The organism is Limosilactobacillus secundus, assembly GCF_020784695.1.
GTDB lineage: Bacteria > Bacillota > Bacilli > Lactobacillales > Lactobacillaceae > Limosilactobacillus > Limosilactobacillus reuteri_F.
Map to the genome: position 1 here is coordinate 23,760 of NZ_JAJGUA010000044.1, position 24,544 is coordinate 48,303.

12 protein-coding genes are annotated in these 24,544 nt (G+C 38.9%); 6 read left to right on the forward strand and 6 right to left on the reverse strand.

The annotated features are described in order from the left end of the window. Positions 1-105 precede the first annotated feature (105 nt). The 5 genes from dltX to dltD are packed head-to-tail and all read left to right on the forward strand — an operon-like array spanning position 106 to position 4,552. Positions 106-246 (forward strand): teichoic acid D-Ala incorporation-associated protein DltX, encoded by a 141-nt coding sequence (gene dltX, locus LMB57_RS08475; RefSeq protein ID WP_003671255.1) that lies wholly within the window; start codon positions 106-108, stop codon positions 244-246. 21 nt (positions 247-267) lie between these two features. Further along, positions 268-1,794 (forward strand): D-alanine--poly(phosphoribitol) ligase subunit DltA, encoded by a 1,527-nt coding sequence (dltA, locus tag LMB57_RS08480; RefSeq protein WP_229271042.1) that lies wholly within the window; start codon positions 268-270, stop codon positions 1,792-1,794. Further along, entirely contained in the window at positions 1,794-3,011 is a 1,218-nt protein-coding gene (gene dltB / locus LMB57_RS08485; RefSeq protein ID WP_229271043.1) for a D-alanyl-lipoteichoic acid biosynthesis protein DltB, read from the forward strand. Before dltA ends, dltB begins: the two co-directional genes overlap by 1 nt. A gap of 19 nt (positions 3,012-3,030) precedes the next feature. Next, the gene (dltC, locus tag LMB57_RS08490; protein WP_003665624.1) at positions 3,031-3,270 is read left to right on the forward strand and encodes a D-alanine--poly(phosphoribitol) ligase subunit DltC; all 240 of its coding nucleotides are present in this window, start codon (positions 3,031-3,033) and stop codon (positions 3,268-3,270) included. Next, positions 3,263-4,552, forward strand: a complete 1,290-nt coding sequence (dltD, locus tag LMB57_RS08495; protein ID WP_229271044.1) for a D-alanyl-lipoteichoic acid biosynthesis protein DltD — start codon at positions 3,263-3,265, stop codon at positions 4,550-4,552. The genes dltC and dltD overlap by 8 nt, the downstream gene beginning before the upstream one ends. 43 nt (positions 4,553-4,595) lie before the next feature. Here dltD and LMB57_RS08500 read toward each other — a convergent pair whose 3' ends face one another. The 6 genes from LMB57_RS08500 to LMB57_RS08525 all read right to left on the reverse strand — a co-directional run bounded on the left by LMB57_RS08500 (position 4,596) and on the right by LMB57_RS08525 (position 23,795). Next, positions 4,596-5,537 carry a glutaminase gene (locus LMB57_RS08500; RefSeq protein WP_324255234.1) on the reverse strand — a complete coding sequence of 314 codons (942 nt, stop codon included), beginning with the start codon at positions 5,535-5,537 and terminating at the stop codon, positions 4,596-4,598. 286 nt (positions 5,538-5,823) lie between these two features. Next, on the reverse strand, positions 5,824-18,906 hold the full coding sequence (locus LMB57_RS08505; RefSeq protein ID WP_229275845.1) for a DUF1542 domain-containing protein: 13,083 nt from the start codon (positions 18,904-18,906) through the stop codon (positions 5,824-5,826). A gap of 317 nt (positions 18,907-19,223) precedes the next feature. After that, on the reverse strand, positions 19,224-20,720 hold the full coding sequence (cshA, locus tag LMB57_RS08510) for a degradosome RNA helicase CshA (protein WP_229272393.1): 1,497 nt from the start codon (positions 20,718-20,720) through the stop codon (positions 19,224-19,226). A gap of 71 nt (positions 20,721-20,791) precedes the next feature. Continuing rightward, a complete protein-coding gene (locus tag LMB57_RS08515; RefSeq protein WP_229272392.1) occupies positions 20,792-22,171 on the reverse strand; it encodes a UDP-N-acetylmuramoyl-tripeptide--D-alanyl-D-alanine ligase in 1,380 nt (459 codons plus the stop codon). A 155-nt stretch (positions 22,172-22,326) separates the two neighbouring features. Next, positions 22,327-23,223, reverse strand: a complete 897-nt coding sequence (htpX, locus tag LMB57_RS08520; protein ID WP_019252335.1) for a zinc metalloprotease HtpX — start codon at positions 23,221-23,223, stop codon at positions 22,327-22,329. Between the two features lie 2 nt (positions 23,224-23,225). Continuing rightward, complete coding sequence (locus LMB57_RS08525) at positions 23,226-23,795, reverse strand: LemA family protein (RefSeq protein ID WP_003667234.1); 570 nt, start codon at positions 23,793-23,795, stop codon at positions 23,226-23,228. Positions 23,796-23,924: 129 nt separating this feature from the next. Between LMB57_RS08525 and LMB57_RS08530 the strand changes: the two genes are divergently transcribed. Further along, on the forward strand, positions 23,925-24,389 hold the full coding sequence (locus tag LMB57_RS08530; RefSeq protein ID WP_229272391.1) for a low molecular weight protein-tyrosine-phosphatase: 465 nt from the start codon (positions 23,925-23,927) through the stop codon (positions 24,387-24,389). Positions 24,390-24,544 lie beyond the last annotated feature (155 nt).

Here is a 24,544-nt window from a genome sequence, read left to right on the forward strand (position 1 = left end):
ATAGTAAGGTGAAAGTAACTCACCCTATTAGCCGAGATGCATAATTAATGGTATTCTTGATATGAATGTCAATTACAAATTTATAAAGATGAGAGAAGGAGAACTATGGCTCAGATTATTCAACGCCATCCTGCATTACAATTCATCTTAAAAACATTATTTTACTTTGTAGTGCTTCTTTTATTAATCTACCTTTATGGTTATTATGGAGCAGGCCAAGAGCCATTTATCTACAACGAATTTTAATGCGGAGGAAATAGATAATATATGAGTAAGAATATTATTACCGTCTTTGAGCAAATTGCCAAGGACAACTCAACGCGGATCGCATATGATGAAATGGGTAAAACGACCACTTATGCGGACTTAAGCTCAGCAGTTGATACTTTAGCGGCATGGCTTAGTACTCAATCTTTGCCTGATCGTAGTCCGATTCTCGTATATGGTGATCATCAAGTTGAAATGATTATTAGCTTTTTAGCAGCACTAAAAGCTGGGCACACTTATATTCCAGTGTCCAACGATTCAGCAATTCCACGGATGCAATCAATCTTGAATACTGCTAAACCAGCGATGATTATTGCTGTTAATGATTTCCCAAGTAATGATCTTCAATTTGAGGCCCCAATTGTCGATCATCAACAGCTTGAAAAAATTTTGGCAACACCACAAACTTTTAATACTTCAGCAATGATTAATGGTGACGAACTAGCTTATGTTCTCTTTACATCTGGAACTACCGGTTCGCCAAAAGGGGTTGAAGTTAGTCACGATAACTTTATGACTTTCATCGACTGGATGTTAAGCGATGAATTTAAGATCAAAGCACATGCTAATTTCTTAGGGCAACCACCATATTCATTTGATCTTTCGAATATGTACTGGTTACCAGCACTACTTAATGGTGGGACAATCAAGGCGCTTCCTCACGAAGTTGTTGAGAATTTTGGTCAGCTGTTTACTGCTTTACCAAGCCTTGATCTTGAGGTATTTGTAGGGACGCCATCCTTTGCTGATATGTTAATGCTTAGCCCGGCATTTAACCAACAAAAAATGCCAAGTTTGAAGACCTTTCTCTTCTGTGGTGAAGAATTAACAGTAAAAACTGCCAAAGGATTACACCAACGATTCCCAGATGCCCAAATTTTTAACACTTATGGTCCGACTGAAACAACGGTTGCCGTATCAGGAATTGAGATTACGCCTGAAATAATTGAAAATAATGACCGCTTACCAGTTGGCTATGCAAAGCCAGGGGTTAAATTATCCATTTGGAATGGCGATCAAGAAATCACTACTCCTGGTGAACAAGGTGAAATTGTAATCAGTGGTAATAGTGTGGCACGTGGCTACATGAATAATCCAGAAAAAACAGCTAAAGCATTCTTTAAGATTGATGGGGTGCCTGCTTACCGAACTGGGGATGCAGGTACCCTTGACAGCGATGGCTTACTTCACCACAAAGGCCGCATGGATTTCCAAATTAAATTACATGGTTACCGGATTGAACTTGATGAAGTTCGTGCCAGCCTTGAAAAGAGTCCTTTAATCAAACAAGCAGTTGCGGTTCCGAAATATAATAAAGACGGCAAAGTTACGCACCTGATTGCTTATGTTATTCCAAACGAAGCGACTGAAGATACGGCTGGATTAACAAAGCAGATTCGTGAAAGCTTGGATGGCTTAATCATGCCATATATGATGCCTACCCAATTCGTTTACCGTGAATCATTTCCAATGTCTGCAAATGGCAAGATTGCAGTTAAACAAATGATTGCTGAGGCTAACAAGTAATGATTGATTGGATTTCAAACCTTCCTAATTTCAGTGCTTATGGAACCCCGGTATACTTCTTCTACTTACTTCTTGCTATTTTACCGTTGGGAATCGGCCTTTACTTTGGGAAGAGGTTTAGCTGGTATGAAGCATTAATTAGTTTCATTTTTATCTTCTTAATGTTCGATGGTTCAAGCTGGCAACAAGGAATTTCATTAATTGCTTATGTTATTTACCAGACAATTATTGTGATGGCTTATCATCGCTACCGGCAAAATAATAATTCAAGTGGTATTTTTTACTTCACTGCCGCCTTATCAATTTTGCCGATTGTAATTGTTAAGCTTTCACCAGCAATGGTTGGTCATAACTCTCTCCTTGGTTTCTTGGGAATTAGTTATTTAACTTTCCGGGCAGTCGGAACAGTAATTGAAACGCGTGATGGAATGATCAAGGAGATTTCCCCATGGAAGTTCATTCGTTTCATTCTGTTCATGCCAACCATTACTTCTGGACCAATTGATCGTTACCGGCGTTTTGAAAAGGATTATAAAAAGGTCCCCACCCGCGAGGAATATTTGAATCTTGTTAATACGGGAATTTTCTACTTATTCCTTGGGTTCTTGTACAAATTTGTCATCGGTTATTTCTTTGGTCAGCATTTTTACCCCTTCTTTGAAAAAGCGGCCTTAGCTGATCCATCATTTCCTTCTTGGAACTTAGTCGGTGTTATGTACACTTACGGACTTTACTTATTCTTTGACTTTGCTGGTTATTCTTTGTTTGCAGTTGCTATTAGCTACTTTATGGGTGTGCGTACCCCAATGAACTTTAAGCAACCTTTCAAATCAAAAAACCTTAAAGAGTTCTGGAATCGTTGGCACATTAGCCTTTCTTTCTGGTTCCGTGATTATATTTTTATGCGGTTCGTCTTTCTTGCTACCAAAAAACGGTGGTTTAAGAATCGAAATACCTTGTCATCAACCGCATATATGCTTAATATGTTACTAATGGGCTTTTGGCATGGAATTACCTGGTATTATATTCTCTATGGTTTTCTCCAAGGTCTAGGCCTAGTAGTTAATGACTGGTGGCTGCGTTTCAAGCGCAAAAACTTAAAACAGCTACCACATAATAAGTTCACTACTGGAGTTGCTATTTTTGTCACATTTAACTTTGTAATGTTTACTTTCTTGATCTTCAGTGGGTTCTTAGATACTTATCTATTCAAATAATTTTAGGAGGATTTTAATTATGCAAGAACAAATTATTAATATTTTAGCTGATGCAACTGGTCGGGACACTGCAGACTTTAGTGATGCAAGTCAAAACCTTTTTGAAAGTGGGCTTTTAGACTCAATGGCAACTGTTAGCCTTCTTCTTGGTTTACAAGATGCCTTTGGCGTGCAAGTACCAGTTTCAGAATTTGACCGTAGCCAATGGGACACTATTGAAAAGATTGAAGAACGGGTAAAGGAGCTCCAAAATGCATAATGGCAAAAAGCTGTGGTCAATCTTTGGCCCGCTGATTGTCGCTTGTCTATTAGTAGTTCTTTTGTTTTCACTGCCGATTAGTAAAAAGCACTCAGCGGCGATTGAACATAAAGCTGCAGTATCACTAAGTCCTGTTGTTTTTAAGAACCAATCAATCAAACAACAAGCGCTCAGTGATAAGCACACCCACTATGTTCCATTCTTTGGTTCTAGTGAATTACGGCGAATGGATCGTTTCCATCCTTCTGTAATGGCTGCTCGTTATCATAACTATACCCCCTTCCTCTTCGGTTCACGGGGTACTCAATCTCTTCCGCAATTCTTTAATATTAATTCAATGGAAACGCAGATGAGAAATAATAAGGCAGTCTATATCATTTCACCACAATGGTTTACCAAGCAGGGTGTTCAACCACCAGCTTTCAAGTACTACAATGGTGAACTCGCTAACCTTAATTGGCTTCAACATGCTGATCCTAAATCACCATACGATCGCTACGTTGCAACGCGCTTAATTGCAATGCTCGGTAAAGATGGGTCTGTTTCTTCATATGCCAAAAAGATTGCAGAGGGAAAGTCCCTTAGCAGTTTTGACATGGGAGTTATCCGCTTCCGGCTTAATATGCTGGTTCATGAAGATGCCCTCTTCTCTGGTTTTCAATTAAATAACAACTATGTCAAGCATATCTTACCAAACGTTAAGGAACTCCCTCAGCGTTACAATTACAATGAACTTTATAATGATGCAATGAATGAGGCCGCACGTGATACTAATAACAACCGTTTTGGTATCAAAAACAGCTTCTATACGCAACGTGTAAAGAAAAACTTAGCGAAAACAAAGGGATCTCAACGGAATTTCAATTATACTAAGTCGCCAGAATATGGCGATCTGGAAGTAGTTTTGAATCAGTTTAAGAATACCAATTCAAATGTCCTCTTTATCATCCCACCAGTTAATTCAAAGTGGGAAAAGTACACGGGGATGGATATGAATATGTATTACCAATCTGTTGAAAAAATTAAATTCCAACTTCGTCAACAAGGATTCAATCATATTTTGGATCTTTCTCATGATGGTGATAAACCTGGATTTATGGAAGATACCATCCATATCGGTTGGGCTGGTTGGGTAAAAGTTGATAAAGCTACTAATAGTTTTATTTCTAACAAGCAACCGCAACCACATTACCAAATCAATAGTAAGTTCCTTTCACCAGAATGGACTAACTTAACCCCAACGCCTGGTAACTTACAGAAATTCCAAGAAAAATTACATTAACAAAAAGCGAGACTTGAAGGAATTTCTTCGGGTCTCGCTTTTATTAAACTACTAAATCTAATTGATCGACAACATCTTGTAATAAGCTCATTCCTGCTAAACTATTACCATGCTGGTCAAGAGCTGGACTAAAAATACCAATACCACATTTTTGCGGGGCACAAGCCAATAAGCCACCGCCAGTACCACTTTTAATAGGGAGTTCAATTTTAATTGTGTATTCTTTTGATTCTTCAAACGAACCAACTGTTGTTAATAATTTCTTCACCAGCTCATTGTCTTCATGGTTAATAAGACGCACATTATCCCAAGGTTTAATTCCATCATTTGCCAAAACTGCTCCTAAGTTAGCAAGACTCTGCGATGTCACCATCATTGAGCTTTGCATAAAATAAGTTATCAACGTTTGATCAACAGTCTCTAAGATATCCTTATCTTTCATATAATAAGCAAGCGCATGAATATCTTTATCATTCATAATTGCCGATCGAAACAAACGCTCATTTAAACTGATACATGGATCGTTGCAAATCTCCCGGCAGAAACCGAGAAGGGCATTAAAACTATTTTGCCCCATCAACTGGTCAATTAAGGCTGTCGTTAACAAGGCGGAGGAATTATTAAGGTAATTTACCCGGTGTACCTGCTCGGTCAACTCATCATCTAATAGTACCGAACTTAGGCTATAATCTGCCGAGCCATTTTCTAGTTCTGCTAAGACACGCTTATGTCCTAATCTCTTGATCGCTAATATTAAAGCTACGACCTTTGCGATGCTCTCAATCGCAAATCTCGTTCCTGCCATTCCAGCGGTCCCAATTTCGTCCTCGTCAACGTCATAAATGGCAATGCCCAGTTGCTGCGGATCAACAATTCCTAATATCGGAATATAGTTTGCAACCTTACCATGAGCTGTTTCAGCAAAGTTTTTATCAATCAATTGCTCTAATTTTTGCATCGTCAAAACCTCTCTCTCACAAGGCATAAATAACCCTGCAGCTCCTCAAGTACCAAACAAGAAAAATTAGTCCTCCTTTACACTTAATTTGCATGATGAAATAATAGCCGAATATCTACATGAGCTCATCTTCTCAGATACTAATCATCGTAATAATCGTAACAAATACATTATAAATAAATCAAATAATTCGCATAAATATTTTTATAAAAAGATAACAAAATACCCCACTCTTATTTACACTTTCTAAATAAGAGTGGGGCATTTTTAATTCATCCTAAACCAGCTTAAGTTTATCAAACGACTAATTAATTTAATCGCGTTTTTTACCTAATCCTGAAAGTCCGAATAAGCCTAATAGACTTGCAATTGCTAAGCCAGCAATGCTTAAGCCACGTTCTGTTTCATTACCTGTTTGTGGTAATGTTTCCTTGCTATTTGTATCAGCAGCCTTTTCTGTCTGTTGACCAGTAGTAAGGCTAGTTCCATGACTTCCCGGTAGGTCGGTCTTGTTACTATTTTCTTGAGCTGCATTGTTATCTTGGCTAGTACTGTTACCTTCAGCTGGCGTTTCAGCATTAGTTTGGTGGTTAGAAGGATTATCAGATTCAGTAGGAGCTTTTGAAACCTTAATATTTTCAATTGCCGCAATTCCAGCTGCCTCTGCTTCACTAATTGCACTAGCAGTAGTAGCATTGTCAATCGCTGTCCGCGCATTTTCTGCTGCTTGTTCAGCTTCATTAATCAACGCTTCCTTCGCTGCTGGGCTTAGGTTAGAATTGTTGATTTCTTCCTTCTTAGAATTCAAAGCATCATCAACGTTCTTCTTTGCTTGGTCGCGAGTTTCTTCAACAGTTGGTACTTGAATGTCTAAGATTGCTTGCACGCCATTCTTCGCAGCAAGTTCAGCCGCATCATTAGTTGTTGCCGCATCAATATTCTTGTTTGCAGCAGCAGCTTCTGTTTGTGCCTGGTCAATTAGCTTTTGCTTTTCAGCATCAGTTAAGTTTTGAGCAGCGTTAATTTCAGCCGTCTTAGCTGTTAATGCATCGGCAATAGCTTGTTTAGCATCACTCTTTGCAGCATCCAGAGTTGGGATGGTTACATTCAAGATTTCGTTGATTCCTGCTGTTTCCGCATCCTTAACAGTGGCGTCAGTGGTTGCATTCTTAATATTATCAATTGCCTTAGCTGCAATCTCGTCTACTTGGTTCTTCAATGCTTCTTTTTGCGTCTCAGTCAAGTTCTTAGCTGCTTCGATTTGGGTCTTCTTAGCATCCCGAACTTGTTCAACTGCTGTAATTGAAGCATCCTGAGCATCAGTTAACGTTGGTACTGTAATATCAAGAATTGCTTGAACACCATTATCCCGAGCAGTATTAATTTCCGAACTAGTTTGAGCGTTATTTACGTTATCAACGGCGGTCGTGTATGCTGCTTGAGCCTGTTGCTTAAGATCTTGCTTAGTAGTTTCAGAAAGATTATTAGCATTATTAATTTCACTGACTTTATCAGCTAATGCTCTATCAAGGGCAGCAATGGCATCCTTTTGTTGATCTTCTCGACCAGGAACCTTAATGTCGAGGATTGCCTTAACACCATCAGTTTCAGCGTCCTTAACTGCGTCATTAGTTGTTGCCTTCGCAATATTATCCTTAGCAGTATTAGCTGCAGTTGTAGCTTCCTTAATTAAAGCATCTTTTTCAGTGTTGGAAAGGTTAGTTGCAGCATTAATTTCTGCCGTCTTTTCTTTCAATACTTCATCGATTACCTTAGTTGAAGCCTTCTTAGCATCATCAAGACTCGGAACCGTTACATTTTCAATTGCTTGAGCACCATTGTCTTCTGCAGTTTGAACATCATTATTGGTTGTAGCATTATCAATATTCTTCTTAGCCTGATCCGCTTCGTCAGTTGCTTGGTTAATCAAGTCTTGCTTTTGACTATCTGAAAGGTTTTGAGCATTATTGATTTCATTCTTCTTTTCGTTGAGAACATCATCAATCAGATTCTTTGCTTGGTCCTTTGCAGTTTCAAGACTTGGTACCGTTACATTAGCGATCGCGTTAATCCCATCTGTAGTAGCTGTTATAACTTCACTATCAGATGTTGCCTGAGCAATATTATCTTTAGCCGTATTAGCCGCGTTATTAGCTTCATCAATTAAGTTGGCCTTTTCCTCAGCAGTAATATTAGTAGCATTGTTGATTTCATTAACCTTATTAGTTAAGGCATCATCAATTGCCTTGATCGCTTCATCTTTAGTAGCTGATGTTGTTGGAACATTGATAGCATTAATCTTTTCAATCCCAGCATTCTTTGCCTCTTCAACACTTTGGTTAGTAGTTGCCTTGTTAATAGCATTCTTAGCATTCTCGGCAATGCTGTTTACCTGATTGATTAGATTTTGTTTTTCATCAGAAGTTAGCTGTGAGGCGTTATTAATTTCTGTTTCCTTTTGTTTAAGAGCATCATTAATTGCATCAATGGCATTTTGCTTAGCCTCAGCAAGAGTTGGGACTTCAATTCCTAAAATCTTATCAACGCCTGCTTGGGATGCAGCTAATGCTTGGTCATTGCTGGTTGCTTGATCAATCTTTTCAATGGCTGCATCTGCTTCTGCGTTAGCACGGTTAATTAATTCTTGCTTAGTAGCAGAATCTAAGTTTGAAGCAGCATTGATCTCATTAGTCTTGCTTTCTAAGGCATCCGCAATTGCTTGCTTAGCATTAGTCTTAACTTCATCTAAGCTTGGCACTTTAACATCAAGAATATCTTGAATACCCTTATTTTCCGCATCCTTAGCTGTTTGATCATCCTTTGCTCCATTGATTGCATTAATGGCAGTCTCAGCAATTTGATCAACTTGCTTAGTCAACTCGTCTTTTTCATCTTGGCTTAAGTTGTTTGCGTTGTTGATTTCTTTCTTCTTCGCCTCACGCACTTCATTAAGAGCATCAATACTATCTTGCTTCTTTTCATCAAGACTTGGAACGACAATATTAAGAATGGCTTCTACACCGTCTGCACTTGCTTTATCAGCATCGTCATTGGTTGTTGCCTTATTAATATTATCAAGGGCCTTATTGTATTCCGCATCAACTTGTTGAATTAAGTTGGCCTTTTCATCTGCAGTTAAGTGAGCTGCTTCATCGATTTGGGCAAGTTTAGTAGATTTAGCCTCGTCTAAGGACTTGATTGCATTCTGTTTATGATCTTCTAAGCCAGGAACCTTAGTATCAACAATTGCATCGATACCATCTTTTTCGTCCTTGGCAACTTCTGCATCATTAGAATCATTGTTAATCTTATCCTTTGCCTTGTCAGCAATATCAGTGATTTGCTTGATAAGATCATTCTTTTCTTGGTCAGATAAGTGAGTTTGATCATTAATTTCCTTCGTCTTATCTGCTAAAGCATCATCAATTGCCTTCGTGGCTTTATCCTTAGCATCATCAAGACTCGGAACAATAATATTGGCAATCTTTTCTACGCCAGTATCTCTTTCCGTAGCTACATCGTCGTTAGTTGTCGCTTGATTGATCTTATCTTTGGCTTCGTCAGCGGCGGTTTGTGCTTGATGAATGAGGTCTTGCTTCTCTTGATCAGTCAAGTGGGACGCATTATTGATCTCATCTTCTTTTTGCTTAAGAACGCCATCAATTACTTGACTAGCATCCTTCTTCGCATCATCAAGGCTTGGGACAGTGACATTTGCAATAGCTTCTACACCATCTGTAGTAGCCTTGTTGACTGCTTCATTGCTCGTGGCATTCTGAATGTTTTCCTTAGCCTTTGCCGCTTCTTCGTTGGCTTGATCAATTAAGTCTTGCTTTTGCTTATCAGATAAGTTAGTTGCATCATTGATTTCTTTAGTCTTGTTAGCTAAAGCATTATCAATTATTTGGTTGGCTTGATCCTTGGTTGATGATGTTGTTGGAACTACAATATCGTTGATTGCAGCAACTCCTGTATTCTTAGCATCTTCAACTGCTGAAATGGTAGTAGCTGAATTAATTGCATTCTTAGCTGCCTTTGCTTCTTGGTCAACTAAGTCATTCAAAATCTTAGCTTCATCGGTGGTTAATGGAGCCTTTGTAATTTCAGCCTTCTTACCAGCAACTGCATTATCGATGGCGGCATTAGCAATATCTTTATCAATGGCGAGCTTACCATTATCAACGGCAGTCTTAACCTCATCGTCAGTCTTCGCATTATCGATGGCTTCTTGGGCCTTCTTAGCGTCGGAATCGATTTGATCCTTAGCTGCTTCTTTTTGCTCATCGGTCAAGTTGTTATCTTGATCAATTGCCTTCTTAGCTTCGTCAACGGCGGTATTAAGATCAGTGGTTGCTTGATCCTTCGCTGGTGACTTAGTTGGCACCTCAATACCATTAATAGCTTTAATACCATTGCCTTCTGCTTCGGTTACTGCAGCATTTGTAGTTGCGTTATCAATTGCAGTATTGGCAGCGTTTTTGGCATCAGTAACTTCTTGCTTCAATGCAGCTTTTTCTTCATCAGTTAAGTTTGAAGAATCGATTGCATTGTTCTTTGCTTCGGCTGCTTCTGCAATAGCTTTCTTAGCTGCTTCTTTAGCTGTTGACTCAGTTGGCACTTCAGTATCATTGATATTCTTAATACCATTGTTTTGCGCACTAGTTACAGCTTCTGACGTAGTGGCATTATTGATTGCTTCTTTAGCCTCTTGAGCCTTTTGATCGACTTCATTGTTTAACGCAGACTTTTCTTCATCAGTTAATGGTGACTTAGCAATTTCGGCCTTCTTACCAGCAGCGGCATTATCGATGGCAGCATTAGCCACATCTTTATCAATTGCAAGCTGACCATTGTCAACGGCAGTCTTAACCTCATCATCAGTCTTCGCATTATCGATGGCTTCTTGGGCCTTCTTAGCGTCGGAATCGATTTGATCCTTAGCTGCTTCTTTTTGCTCATCGGTCAAGTTGTTATCTTGATCAATTGCCTTCTTAGCGTCGTCAACTGCCGTATTAAGGTCAGTGGTTGCTTGTTCCTTCGCAGCTGACTTAGTTGGAATTTGAATGTCTTTAATTGCAGCAATGCCGTTGTCTTTAGCAGTTGTTACTGCTTCATCCGTTGTTGCACTCGTGATATTTGATAGTGCATTACTGTATGCTGCTTGAACTTTATCCTTCAAAGCATTCTTTTCATCAGTAGTTAAATCGGTAGCATTATCGATTGCGTTGTTCTTAGCATCACGAGCTGCATTTAATTCCTCAATAGCTTCTTGTTGCTTTTCGGCTAGAGTTGGAATAGTGACGTTATTAATGTCTTCTAAACCTGATGTTTCCGCACTCTTAACCGCATCATTAGTTTGAGCGTCTTTGATTGCCTTCGTTGCCTCATCAGCAGCTTTATTGGTTTGATTAATTAAGTCTTGCTTTTCTTGATCAGTTAAGTGAGTAGCATTGTTAATATCACTAATTTTGGCATTCTTGGCACTTTCAATTGCATTGATTGCATCAGTCTGTGCACCGTCTAGTGTTGGGATAAATAGATCAGTAATTTGCTTGATTGCTTCATCGCGGGTTGCAGTAACTGCATCATTGGTAGTAGTTGCTGCATCATTAATCTTAGCAATTGCATCGTTAGCAATTTTATCTACTTGATTAGTTAATTCTTTTTGCTCTTCAGCACTTAGGTTAGATGCATTAGAAATTTGCTTATTCTTAGCATCTTGAACTTGCTTAATTGCATTAATTGCATCTTGTTTAACTTGATCCAAACTTGGAACAGTCACATTAGCAATATCTGCAATACCCTTGTTTTGTGCGGCAGTGACGGCATCATTAGTAGTAGCATTTTCAACATTATCTTTAGCAGTATTAGCTGCTTCAGTTGCTTGATTGATTAAGTCTTGCTTTTCATCAGTACTTAAGTTGGATGCATTATTAATTTCATCTGTCTTAACTTTAAGAGCATTGTCAATTGCAGTGTTGGCGGCCTTCTTAGCATCTTCTAGTGAAGTAAAGCTAATACCTTTAATGTTGTCAATTCCTGCATTGGCTGCATCGCGAGCAGCATCATTGGTAGTGGCATTTTCAACATTATTCTTAGCAGTAGTTGCTGCCTCATTTGCCTGATCAACTAATTTTTGCTTTTCGGTATCATTCAAGTTAGAAGCATTGTTAATCTCATTTACTTTAGAGTTCAATGCATCATCAATAGCTTGGTTAGCATTCTTCTTAGCATCATCAAGACTTGGAATAGTGACATTTTCGATGTTTTGAACACCAGTAGTTGCAGCAGCTTTAGCATCATCATTTGTTTGAGATTGGTTGATGTTGTTAATTGCTTCAGTTGCGGCATTAGTTGCATCATTGATCAAACTTTGCTTTTCATCTTGAGAAAGGTTAGAAGCATTGTTGATTTCGTTAGTCTTGGCATCTAAAGCCTTGTTAATAAGATCAATGCTTTCCTTCTTAACATCAGACAAGTTTGGAACTGTTACATCAGCAATTGCTTTTTCACCGTTGGTTTGGGCAGTCTCAACATCAGCATTAGTAGTGGCATTGTTGATATTATTTTTAGCAGTATCTGCTGCTTCAGTTGCTTGACTGATTAAGTCAGTCTTTTCTTGAGTGTTAAGGTTTGAAGCACTATTGATTTCATCAGTCTTAATTTTTAATGCTTTATCAATTGCCTTAATAGCATTGTCCTTAACTGTAGAAGTAGTTGGCACTTCAATCTTGTTAATTGCATCTACACCACTGTTTTGTGCAGTAGTTACTTCTGCAACAGTAGTAGCATCAGCAATATTTTGTTTTGCACTATTTGCCTCAGAGTTAATCAGATCTGTGTAAGTCTGTTTCTCTTCAGTAGTTAATGGATCTTTGATTTCTTTAAGCTTACCAGCAGCTGCATTATCGATCGCTGCATTAGCAACTTCTTTATTAATTGAAATCTTGCCGCTGTTAAGTGCATCGTTTACATCGTTGTCAGTTGTTGCGCTATTAATTGCTTCTTGTGCCTGCTTGGCGTCAGCGTCAATTTGGTCTTTAGCTGCTTGCTTCTCTTCATCAGTTAAGTTGCTATCTTGATCGATTGCTTTCTTCGCTTCATCAACAGCAGTGTTAAGGTCAGTGATTGCCTTTTCTTTATTTGCTGATGTTGTTGGAACTTCAATGTTTTCAATTGCAGTAATACCATTGTTTTGTGCTTCCGTTACTGCAGCGTTGCTAGTTGCGTTATCAATTGCTTGATCTGCAGCATTTTGTGCGTCGGTAACTTTTTGTTTCAATGCAGCTTTTTCTTCATCTGTTAAGTTTGAAGAATTGATTGCAGCATTCTTTTCATCAGCTGCCTTAGCCACAGCTTCCTTGGCTGCTTGTTTTGCAGCTGATTCAGATGGCACTGAAGTTTCATTGATATTCTTAATACCATTTTCTTGTGCACTGCTTACAGCTTCTGGAGTAGTTGCATTATTGATTGCTTCTTTAGCAACGTTGGCCTTTTGATCTACTTCATTGTTCAAAGCAATCTTTTCTTCGTCTGTTAATGGTGACTTAGAAATTTCATCCTTCTTACCAGCAACGGCATTATCAATGGCTGCATTAGCAACATCCTTATCAAGGGCTAACGTACCATCGGCAACAGCATTCTTGACATCATCGTTAGTCGTAGCATTGTTGATGGCTTCTTGAGCAGTCTTAGCATCAGAGTCAATTTGATCCTTAGCTGCTTGCTTTTGCTCATCAGTTAAGTTGTTATCTTGATCAATTGCTTTCTTAGCATTTTCAACTGCCGTGTTAAGATCAGTGACTGCCTTTTCCTTAGCATTTGATTTAGTTGGTACTTTAATACCATTAATTGCATTCACACCATTGGTTTGAGCTTTAGTAACTGCAGCGTTGCTAGTTGCATTATCAATTGCTTGATCTGCAGCAGTTTGTGCATCAGTAACTTTTTGCTTCAACGCAGCTTTTTCTTCATCTGTTAAGTTTGAAGCATCAATGGCTTTATTCTTTTCATCAGCTGCCTTAGCCACAGCTTCCTTGGCTGCTTGCTTTTTAGCTGATTCAGCTGGAACTTTAGTATCATTAATATTCTTAATTCCATTTTCTTGAGCGTTAGTTACAGCTTCAGAAGTAGTTGCAGCGTCAATTGCTTTCTTAGCACTCTTAGCTTCTTGGTCCACTTCATTGTTTAAAGCAGTCTTTTCTTCGTCTGTTAATGGTGACTTAGAAATTTCTACTTTCTTACCAGCAACGGCATTATCAATGGCGGCATTAGCAACATCCTTGTCAATGGCTAACGTACCATCGGCAACAGCATTCTTGACATCATCGTTAGTCGTAGCATTGTTGATGGCTTCTTGAGCAGTCTTAGCATCAGAGTCAATTTGATCCTTAGCTGCTTGCTTTTGTTCATCAGTTAAATTACTGTCTTGATCAATTGCTTTCTTAGCATTTTCAACTGCTGCGTTAAGATCAGTTGTTGCTTGGTCTTTAACATCTGATTTGCTTGGTACGTCAATGCCATCAATTGCATTGACGCCTTTTTCTTGGGCTTTAGTAACTGCAGCGTTGGTAGTTGCATTATCAATTGCTTGATCTGCAGCATTTTGTGCGTCAGTAACTTCTTGCTTCAAGGCAGCTTTTTCTTCGTCTGTTAAGTTTGAAGAATCAATTGCATTATTCTTTGCAGTTGCTGCGTCAGCTACTGCCTTCTTAGCTGCTTCTTTAGCTGTTGACGTAGTTACTTCAATACCATTAATTGCATTAACTCCATTGGTTTGAGCTTCGGTCACTGCTGCATTTGTTGTTGCATTATCAATTGCTTGATCTGCAGCATTTTGTGCTTCAGTAACTTTTTGCTTCAAGGCAGCTTTTTCTTCATTTGTTAAGTTTGACGCATCAATTGCATTGTTCTTTGCAGTTGCTGCGTCGGCTACTGCCTTCTTAGCTGCTGCTTTGACTGCTGATTCAGTTGGAACTTTAATACCATCAATTGCAGTAACACCATTATTTTGTGCTTCAATTACAGCATCATTAGTCGTTGCCTTAGTAATTTTTTCTTTTGCCTTATCTGCAGCTGTATTGGCTTCTTGTGTTAACGTACTCTTTTCATCAGTAGTTAAATCACTAGCGGAATTGATCTCTTCTAATTTCTTAGTTAAAGCATCGTCAATTGCTTTCTTTGCATCAGATTTCACAGTATCTAAGCTTGTTGGAACAATCTTCTTAATTGCATCCACACCAGCTTGGCCTGCTTGAGCTGCTTCGTTGTTTGTCGTAGCAGTTTCAATATTTCCTTTAGCTTTATTGGCTTCAACAGTTGCTTGATCAATTAGATCTTTCTTTTCTGCATCACTAAGATTATCAGCTTTATTAATTGCCTCAGTTTGAGCAGTAAGAGCATCATTTACAGCCTTAGTTGCTGCTTTCTTAGCAGCCTCTAAGCTTGGAACAGTAACATTATTAATATTAGTTGTTCCTTCATCTTGTGCAGTCTCAATTGCCTCAGCTGTGGTTGCTTTATCAATGGCTTCTTTAGCATTATTAGCTGCATCAGTTGCTTCTTTGATTAATTGATCTTTAGTTGTTTGATCAATATTGGTAGCACTGTTGATTTCCTTAGTCTTAGAGTTAAGGGCATCATCAATTGCTTCTTTTGCAGCATTTTGACTATCAGTAACGCTTGGTACCCTTACATTGTTAATTGCATCTACACCAGCTTGGCCTGCTTTAGTTGCTGCATCATTAGTTGTAGATTTTTCAATAGCATCCTTTGCTGTATTTGCTGCATCGGTTGCTTCTTTGATTAACTGATCTTTCGTTGTTTGATCGATATTTTCAGCATCAGTGATTTCCTTGGTCTTAGCAGTTAATGCTTGATCAATTTCTTTGGCTGCCTTAGTTTTAGCATCATCTAAACTTGGAACTGTTACCTTATTGATGTTAGTAATTCCTTCAGATTTAGCAGTGTTAACTGCATTTGCATCGGTTGCTTGATTAATAGCAGTATTAGCATCCTCTGCTGCCTTCTTAGCATCTTCAATTAATTGATTCTTAGTAACTTGATCAATATTAGTAGCGGCAGTAATTTCGGTAGTCTTCGTATCTAGTGCCTTTTGAATAGCTTCAGTAGCAGCGTCTTTAGCATCTTCCAAGTTAGCATTACCATTCAAGCCACTAATTGCATCAGTAATAGCCTTGGCTGCATTGTCTACCTCTGCTTGAGTCGCATTAGTATTATTTAAAACGGTTTGACCGGCAGCAATTGCATTATTAAGAGCCTCTTGCTTTGCTTGATCAGCATTAGTGTAATTACCAGTTTCCTTAGCATTATTAGCATTGGTTAAAGCTGTTTCCAAAGCTTCAGTATTAGTTGCTTCACCCTTAAGATTACCCTTGGCAGTATTAATGGCATTTAAAGCATCTGTAATTTGAGTAGCAGTTGCATCTGGATTAGCTAAAACTGTTTGACCTGCAGTGACTGCATTATTATATGCTGTTTGGGCTTCTTCACTACCGTTGTAGTATGCAGCCGTATTTCTTACATTTTGCGCATCCTTAACAGCAGCTTCTAAGGCAGCCTTGTTTGCGGCCTCAGTCTTAGCATCCCCATTTAAAGCATCTTTTGCATTATTAATAGTAGTCAATGCATTATTTACTTCAGTTTGAGTAGCACTAGCATTACTTAAAACTGTTTGACCAGCACTAATTGCATCAGTGTAGGCTTTTTGCAAATTAGAATCAGCATTAGTGTAATTATTGCTTGATTCTACTGATGATGCGTCGTCAACTGCTGTTTGAAGGGCTTGCTTATTGGTTTCTTCACCTGTTAAAGCCTTTTGAGCAGTTTGAATGGCAGTTACAGCCTTATCTACATCAACTTGATCGTAGTTACCAGGATTAGCAAGAATAGTTTTACCAGTGCTAATCGCATCAGTATATGCCTTTTGCGCTTCTGCAGGAGCATTGTAGTAGCTTGGCTTCTTTTCTTCTTCCGGTGCAGCGTCTACTAATTCTTGAAGAGTAGTAGTATTAAGCGCACGTAATGCTTCAACTGTTTCAGTAAGCGTTGGAGATTCAACGAAGTCTTTAGAAGCGATGACTGTAATCTTTGCATCATCAGTTAATTGACTAGCTAACGAGGATAGGTCAATAGAGAATTCTCCCCCATTAGGCTTTGGTGAACCATCGGGATTTTTAGGAGTACCGGTATAAGTTACTTTTGTCGTAGAGATGTTTCCATCAGTATCAGTATAAACACGATACATTCCTTCTTCACGGATACCGGTAGAACTGTTATTAATCAAAACAGTAATATAAATTGGAGTCTTACTATCCCCAGTAGAGGTTGCAATACCAGTTAATTGATTATTTTTATCAAGGTGCAAACTGTTTAAAGTTACATCTTCACCAGCAGCAACAAAAGAAAGTGCACTTGGATTACTCTTAATGTAGTCATAAACTTTTGTAGGAACATCTTTATTTAAGGAAGTTACTACACTGTTGCTCAATGCACCAGTAGAACTATATGTGGCATCGACTTTACCTAGTGGGACTTGATATTGACTGGCAACGTTAGTGTTTTTAACACGGGTAAAGTTGATTGTACCGTTCTTAATCAAAGTCTTGCCGGAACTAGTATTAGCTGATAAATCAATGGTAAATTCTTTTGGTTGGTCAGAAGTAAAGGTACTATCAGATGACAAGTTAACGGCAGTTAAAGCGCCAGTTCCATCAGCACTAATCTTGAAAGTAGAGTGAGGATCTAACTTAACAGTCCCCTTACCATTAACAGAAATTAGACTTGAACTATAGTCTCCAAGATTTGTAGCATCTAATACGAAACTACCACCATTTCCAACATTAATATTTGCATTTCCATTGATGTATACTGGAACACCATTGTTTTTGCTTGCACTTGGTGTGCCATTTGAATTGATAACTAAATTACCATTTACATTAAGAGCAGCATCAGAATTTAAATATAATGCTCCCGCAACATCCTTATCGCCATCTACCTTTTCAGTATTAATAGTTAAAGTTGCATTTGGATCAATATTAATTGTCATCTTTGCATTGGCAGCAATAGCACGAGCAACCTTCCCAGTTCCAATTCCATTACGATTTTCAGGATTACCTTTAGAATGTGGATTAATTGCTACATTTGCACCGTCTTTTACATAAATTGTTGTGGTGCCGCCGTCAATTTCAAGAGCATTAGCATCTTCTGTTGTTAAGGTCACATTGCTGTTTTCATCAAAAATAATTTGATTTGTTCCACCTTCAAATTGAAGAATTTGCTGTCCACCATTTTGTTGAGTATCGCGTGTCTTACCATCAAGTGGTCCTACATAAGAGGAAACAGAGTTTGCAGTAATGGTATTCTTAAATGTTAAGGTTGAATTAATACTTGGTTTGGTATAGATAAGTTGTGAACCAGTAAAGTTAACATTATCAAATGTATATCCACCAGCATTATAAACAAGTCCCCAATAACTACGAGCATAAATATTCAAGTCTTTAAAGGTTACAGAATTTTGTGTATTCATATCAAATGAATATCCAGAGAAGTCAATTGTACGTTTTTCTTCTGGATTATCTGATTGAATTACAATATCACGCTTATTCTTGATCTGAATCTCTGTATATTTATTATCTGTTTGTTCTGCTAAATTGATATCATTTGCAACATTAATAGTGGTAGCAGTCCCATTTTGAATTGCATCAATAAATTCCTTCGCATTAGTAACCGTTTTTGCATTAGGATCTTCTGCTTCAGCTGTTGCATTTAATGTAACTACACCAGAAGCAGGAACCGCAGCAAATGACGTCAAATAATTTGCAACAGGCATCGAATTTCTGTTAGCAATCGTATTTAGGACTTGCCGGGTTACATTAAGGCTCGCATCACTAGAAACATTTTCTTGTGCTACTGGTTGCGCTGGAGTTTGTACTTTTTGACTAGGACTTGGTTGATTTTCTGCCGTAGATTGATCCTTAGTTGCTTCTACAGCTGCATTTGAAGCAACAGCATTATCACCACTAGCAGGAGTGTTAGCAGTTACTGCTGTTTGGCTATTAGCTGACGCTTGACTTTGGACTGCACTATTAGCACTAGTTGCTGATGTGGACGATTGACTAGCATTCAAAGCAGTATTGCTTAAAGCGACTTCTGACTTACCAGCTAAACTGTTATCACCCGTATCACTTGCGGCAACTTGGTCACTAGTATTTACTGTATCCGCGTGAGCAATTACTTGACCACCGCCATAAATACTAAAAGTTATTCCTAAAAGCACAGAGGCAACGCCAACATTTAATTTACGAATAGCGAACCGTTGCTTTTCATTACGCCGATTCTTTTCTGCAATCAATTTTTTATTATTTTTTGATACCATATTCTATTCCTCCTGAATCATTAAAATGTAATTAAAAGAGGTTGCCCTTATTAATGTAATTGAACAAAAACAAATAATTAATCATCTTATTAATCACTCTTGTAGTAATTGTCTAGTACATTAAAAAACAACCTCGTTACCTATGCTCTACTATAGGGTCCGTAAACTACTTTTCACGATAATCCACTTCAAAAAAATCTATCTATCTATAAACATATGATAAGTATAGCCTAAATTTAATACCCAAGCAATTATATTAAATTTATCTAACATAAAAAGCCCTTGGTTAAATCTCAACCAAAGACTCCTTAGCTAATTTAATCTTCTTTTCGATGACGAATATTAAATGCATGACGGCTCGAATGGCTCTTACCATGGTTATCATTGCGACGACTACCATGTTGGTGACGACGGAAATTCTTACGCCGGTAGTGGTTACCACCATGCGAGTTATTTCGATTGCCATTATTACGGTTGTTACGCTTGTTACGCCGTGGAAGGGGCCGCTCAGGGGTAATCTTGACCGGAACCTCACTGGCCGCTTCCTTTGTCATGTTATTTAACAATGCTGCTACTAGATCAGTTGCATTATGAGTTTCTAATAGCTTTTCAGCTGCTTCTTCATAACGATCAGTTGAATCTTGCGCGATTAATTCATCGATATCATTAAAGGCTGATGCCACTTGACCCTTAAATGCTTCTTCAGCTGTCGGTGGCTTGAGTGGCAACATCCGTACCCGAGTTAATTTTTCAATCTCATGAAGATAATCCATCTCATTTGGAGTAACAAAAGTTAAAGATACCCCGTGATGTCCAGCCCGCCCTGTTCGACCAATCCGGTGAACATAGCTATCTGGGTCAGATGGAATATCATAATTATAAACATGCGTAACACCGGAAATGTCTAATCCCCGGGCAGCTACATCTGTTGCAACTAAAATATCAAGTTCATTGTTCTTAAACTTCCACATGATCTTAGAACGCTTATCCTGAGTAAGATCACCATGAATACCAGCTGCATTATATCCACGCGCAATCAAGCCCTTCGATAATTCATCTACCCGCCGTTTTGTCCGACCAAAGACAATTGTTAAGTCGGGATCCTGAACATCAATTAAGCGGGTCATAATGTCAAACTTTTCATAGTCACGGGCACGAACATAGTACTGATCAACTAAGTCAGTCGTCAATTCCTTGGCCTTAATCCGGACTGTTTCTGGATCAGACATAAATTGAACCCCAATCCGCTTGATTTCTGGTGGCATCGTTGCCGAGAAGAGCAATGTTTGCCGATCATCCGGGGTTTCCTTGATAATTGATTCAATATCCTCTAAGAATCCCATGTTTAGCATTTCATCTGCTTCATCAAGCACCAATGTCTTAATGTGGTCAAGTTTAACTGTATGACGGTTAAGATGGTCCCGTAACCGTCCCGGGGTCCCAACAAGAATTTGCGGGTGTTGTTTCAAACTCTTAATTTGGCGCCGAATATCTGCCCCACCATATACTACTTGCACGCGAACATGTTTATCTTTACCAAGACGATAAAGTTCTTCTTGAGTCTGGATTGCTAATTCACGTGTTGGTGAAATGATAATTGCTTGAATATTTGGATTTTCAGTATCAACGTTTTCAATAATTGGCAAACCGAAAGCAGCCGTCTTACCAGTCCCAGTTTGTGCTTGGCCAATAACATCCTTACCCTCAAGAACCATTGGAATCGTTTGTTCTTGGATTGGTGTTGCTTCTTCGTATCCGCTCCGTTTGATTGCTTTTAATAGACTATCTGATAAGCCTAATTCACTAAACTTCAAAAATTTTCCTCCTAAAAATGACCAGTCGATTCATGATATAAGCATCAGTAATCGACTGGCAAATATATTAACTATTCTGCTTTTAATGCCGTCAAGACTTCTTCTAGGTGAATGCCATGGCTGGCTTTCAATAGAACAATATCTTCACCTGTCAAAGTAGCCGTAAGATCGGCAATTAATTGTTGAAGGTCGCTGGTAGCATAATGATGGATATCTTCAGCTGGATAACCTTCTTGGATCAACTTGTCTTTAAGATTTTTCATTTGTTCGCCTACAAGGTAAACACTAGCAATCTTTTGGTGGTCAATCTCTTTTGCTAAGCTAGCATGCAACTTTGGCGCTGCATCTCCTAATTCGAGCATATCACCTAATACGGCAATCCGACGACCGTCTACTGGTGTTTCTGCAATCGTCTTAAGGACTTCCTTGGCAGCGGTTGGATTTGAATTGTAAACATCACTTAAGATCTGTTCACCATTCTTTCCTTTAACCCATTCAGCACGATTTTCCGTTAATTCAACGTTTGCCAACGCTTGCTTCATGTGGGCGGGAGTAATATGCAGAATCTTACCCACTTCCATAGCCGCTAACGCATTATTAATATTGTATTCACCGACCATTGGGATAGTGAAGTCTTCATCTGGCCATTCGTTGACGGTAAATGATAACTGCCGTGGTTCATCACGGACACTTGTTGCATACAAATTATTGCTTAGTTGCCGACCAAAGCGCATCTGTCGTTGGGTAAGATCTTTTACCCGTTCCTCTAATAATGGCTCATCCCCATTAAATACTAGTGTTCCATCTTCCTTTAGGCCATGGGTAATTTCCATCTTTGCATCAGCAATCTTATCACGAGTCCCGAAGAATTCAATATGTGCTTCTCCGATCATTGTAATAACGGCAATGTCAGGATTTACAAGCTTACTTAAGAAGTCAAGCTGGTCAAAACGGTCCATTCCCATCTCAACTACCACTGCTTCGGTATTAGACTCCATGTTAAGAAGCGTTACTGGAACCCCAATCTCATTATTAAAATTAGCATATGTCTTCGTGACATTAAACTGCGTACTTAAAATTGACGCAATCATATCTTTAGTCGTCGTCTTGCCATTACTTCCCGTAACTGCAACAACAATCGGATTGATCTTATGCAAGTAGTACTTCCCTAGTTGTTGAAGGGCCGCTAGCGGATCGTTAACAACTAATAGCGGGTGTGTCTGATCTGTTATCTCATGGTCACTAGCCCATAAACTAGCTACTGCACCGTTAGTAAAAGCACTCGGTACGTATTGGTGACCGTCTTGGGCACCTTGCAACGGAACAAATAAGCTCCCTTGATCTAAATGGCGACTGTCGAATGAGACATTAGTCACTTCTACGTCTTTCCACTGTTCAATGTCATTTTGTGCGTTGATCGCCTTGGCAATTTCCGCTAATTTCATTTTCATGAAAAAGATACCTCTTCTTTTGATACTTTGGTCTAGCTTTTTAATTATATCACCCTCACTGATATAAGGCGATTAAAAACGATAAGTCGGGAATAAAAATAGCAAAGACTGAGAAAAAGCAAATTTTTTCTCAGCCTTGACTCATTATAAATTTATTACATTTGACGCAACCGTTCAATTCGCTTATCTAGCGGCGGGTGGGTGTCAAATAAATTTGAAAAAGGATGGTGCTTAGCGTTCTTTTCCGGATCGCTAATATATAATGCCGAACTGCTTGGATCCACATGTTTCATTGGTACAGCAGTTTTTAGCTTTTCTAATGCACTAATCATCCCTTGCGGATTACGGGTTAATTCGACAGCACCTGCATCGGCTAAGTATTCTCGATTACGTGAAAGGGCCATCTGCGCAATGGTTGCTGCTAATGGCGCTAAGATAATCAAGAGAATCGAACCAAGGATCGCGAAAACACTTGATGGATTATCTCGGTCATCACTACTGCTCCGACCACCAATCCACCAGAAATTTCCAGCAAAATTGACAAGCATTGCGATTGCGGATGCTAAGGCTAACGCAATTGTTTGCAGACGGATGTCATAGTTACGAACGTGAGTCATTTCATGGGCCATTACCCCTTCTAGTTCCTCACGATTCATTTTTTCCATCAAACCAGTAGTAGCGGCCACAGCAGCATGCTCAGGATCATTACCAGTCGCAAAAGCATTGGGGCTTGGGTCATGGATGATATAAACTTTAGGCATCGGTACCCGTGCAACTAAGGCCATATCTTCAACAATATGCCAAAGTTCTGGCGCATCACTCGCTGACCGTACCTCTGTCGCATTATTCATCCGCATCACTACATCAGTCGATTGCCCAATGATCACAGACATATAGATTACCGCAATAATCGCTGCAATGATCATGCCGCCAATCGCTGTCCGCGCAAATAAATATCCAATCGCGGCTCCAATTAAAGCAAGCAATACAAAGAACCCAAACATCACTAAAATTGTTTTTCGTTTATTACGGGCAATTTGCTGATATAACATGCTTAATCACCTAAATCATCAAATGAAACTTTTGGCACAGCCTTGGCTTCTTCTGGCACTTGTAAGTAATCCATTTGTTGGAAGTGATGAATTTTAGCCACAATATTGCTTGGGAAAGATTGAATCTTAGCATCTAAAGCCGCCACAGTACTGTTGTAAAGCTGCCGTGAGTAGGCAATCTTATTTTCAGTATTGGTTAATTCTTCCATTAATTTTTGGTATTCAGCACTTGCTTTAAGGTCTGGATAATTTTCAGCAACGGCAAACAATGTCCGTAAAGTTCCCGTCAATTCATTGGAAACTTCCATTTTTTTAGCATGATCGCTGTCTGGAATACTGTTTAATTCTGTCCGTAGCTTAGTTACCTTTTCCAAGGTTCCGGCTTCATACTTGCTGTAGCCCTTAACTGTTGAAATTAAGTTAGGGATCAAGTCGTTACGTCGTTGTAATTGAACATCAATTTGACTCCACGATTCTTGTGCGTGTGTCCGCAATTGAATCAAACTGTTGTAAAGGCCCGCATAAATGGCGATCAGCAAGACAATGACAACAATTACAATAATAAGGGTCATTTTTGTTCCTCCTCTAAAAATATTTGTTCTTAATTTTACCAAAAACTTAAGGATAGTGTTATGATTACCAAAGATTTTAGCAAAATATTATCTTTTTCGGTATGATAGAAGTATGAATGAGGTGATTACATGAACGTTTTATTTGTCTGCTTAGGAAACATTTGTCGGTCACCGATGGCCGAGGCAATGTTTAAGCAAATGGTTGAGGACGCAGGATTAAATGGCAAAATCAATGTTGATTCTGCTGGAACAAGCAACGAAGAAGAAGGAAATAGTCCCCATCCAGGTGCCGCAAAGACAATGCACGCACACGGGCTATCAACAGAGGGCTTAATCTCACGCCCAATTACCCGACAAGATTTCGATTGGGCTGATTACATCATCTGCATGGATAATATGAACAAGTACAACTTGCAACGTATTGCACCAGCACAAGATCGTGATAAAGTCCATTTAGCATATGAAGTAATTCCCGGTAAAGAGGATCAAGAAATTCCCGATCCTTGGTATACTCACCGCTTTGAAGATACGTATAATAGCCTAAACGAGACATTACCATTATGGCTGGATAAGATTACTAAAGAATTATCATAATAACAAAAGGGACTGTGACATAAGTTAAGTTACTTTCATAAAAAGCAAATACGCAGTACAACAATGGCCTCTAACGTCCGGCAAAACCGAACGTTAGAGGCCTATTGTTGCTTGCGGGGGCTCCCAGAGGCTAGCTTCGCGTCGAAAAACGAAGT

Coding starts and splice junctions, on each gene's coding strand:
- dltX (WP_003671255.1), top strand. CDS start 106: ATGGCTCAGATTATTCAACGCCATCCTGCATTACAATTCATCTTAAAA.
- dltA (WP_229271042.1), top strand. CDS start 268: ATGAGTAAGAATATTATTACCGTCTTTGAGCAAATTGCCAAGGACAAC.
- dltB (WP_229271043.1), top strand. CDS start 1,794: ATGATTGATTGGATTTCAAACCTTCCTAATTTCAGTGCTTATGGAACC.
- dltC (WP_003665624.1), top strand. CDS start 3,031: ATGCAAGAACAAATTATTAATATTTTAGCTGATGCAACTGGTCGGGAC.
- dltD (WP_229271044.1), top strand. CDS start 3,263: ATGCATAATGGCAAAAAGCTGTGGTCAATCTTTGGCCCGCTGATTGTC.
- LMB57_RS08500 (WP_324255234.1), bottom strand. CDS start 5,537: ATGCCTTGTGAGAGAGAGGTTTTGACGATGCAAAAATTAGAGCAATTG.
- LMB57_RS08505 (WP_229275845.1), bottom strand. CDS start 18,906: ATGGTATCAAAAAATAATAAAAAATTGATTGCAGAAAAGAATCGGCGT.
- LMB57_RS08515 (WP_229272392.1), bottom strand. CDS start 22,171: ATGAAAATGAAATTAGCGGAAATTGCCAAGGCGATCAACGCACAAAAT.
- htpX (WP_019252335.1), bottom strand. CDS start 23,223: ATGTTATATCAGCAAATTGCCCGTAATAAACGAAAAACAATTTTAGTG.
- LMB57_RS08525 (WP_003667234.1), bottom strand. CDS start 23,795: ATGACCCTTATTATTGTAATTGTTGTCATTGTCTTGCTGATCGCCATT.
- LMB57_RS08530 (WP_229272391.1), top strand. CDS start 23,925: ATGAACGTTTTATTTGTCTGCTTAGGAAACATTTGTCGGTCACCGATG.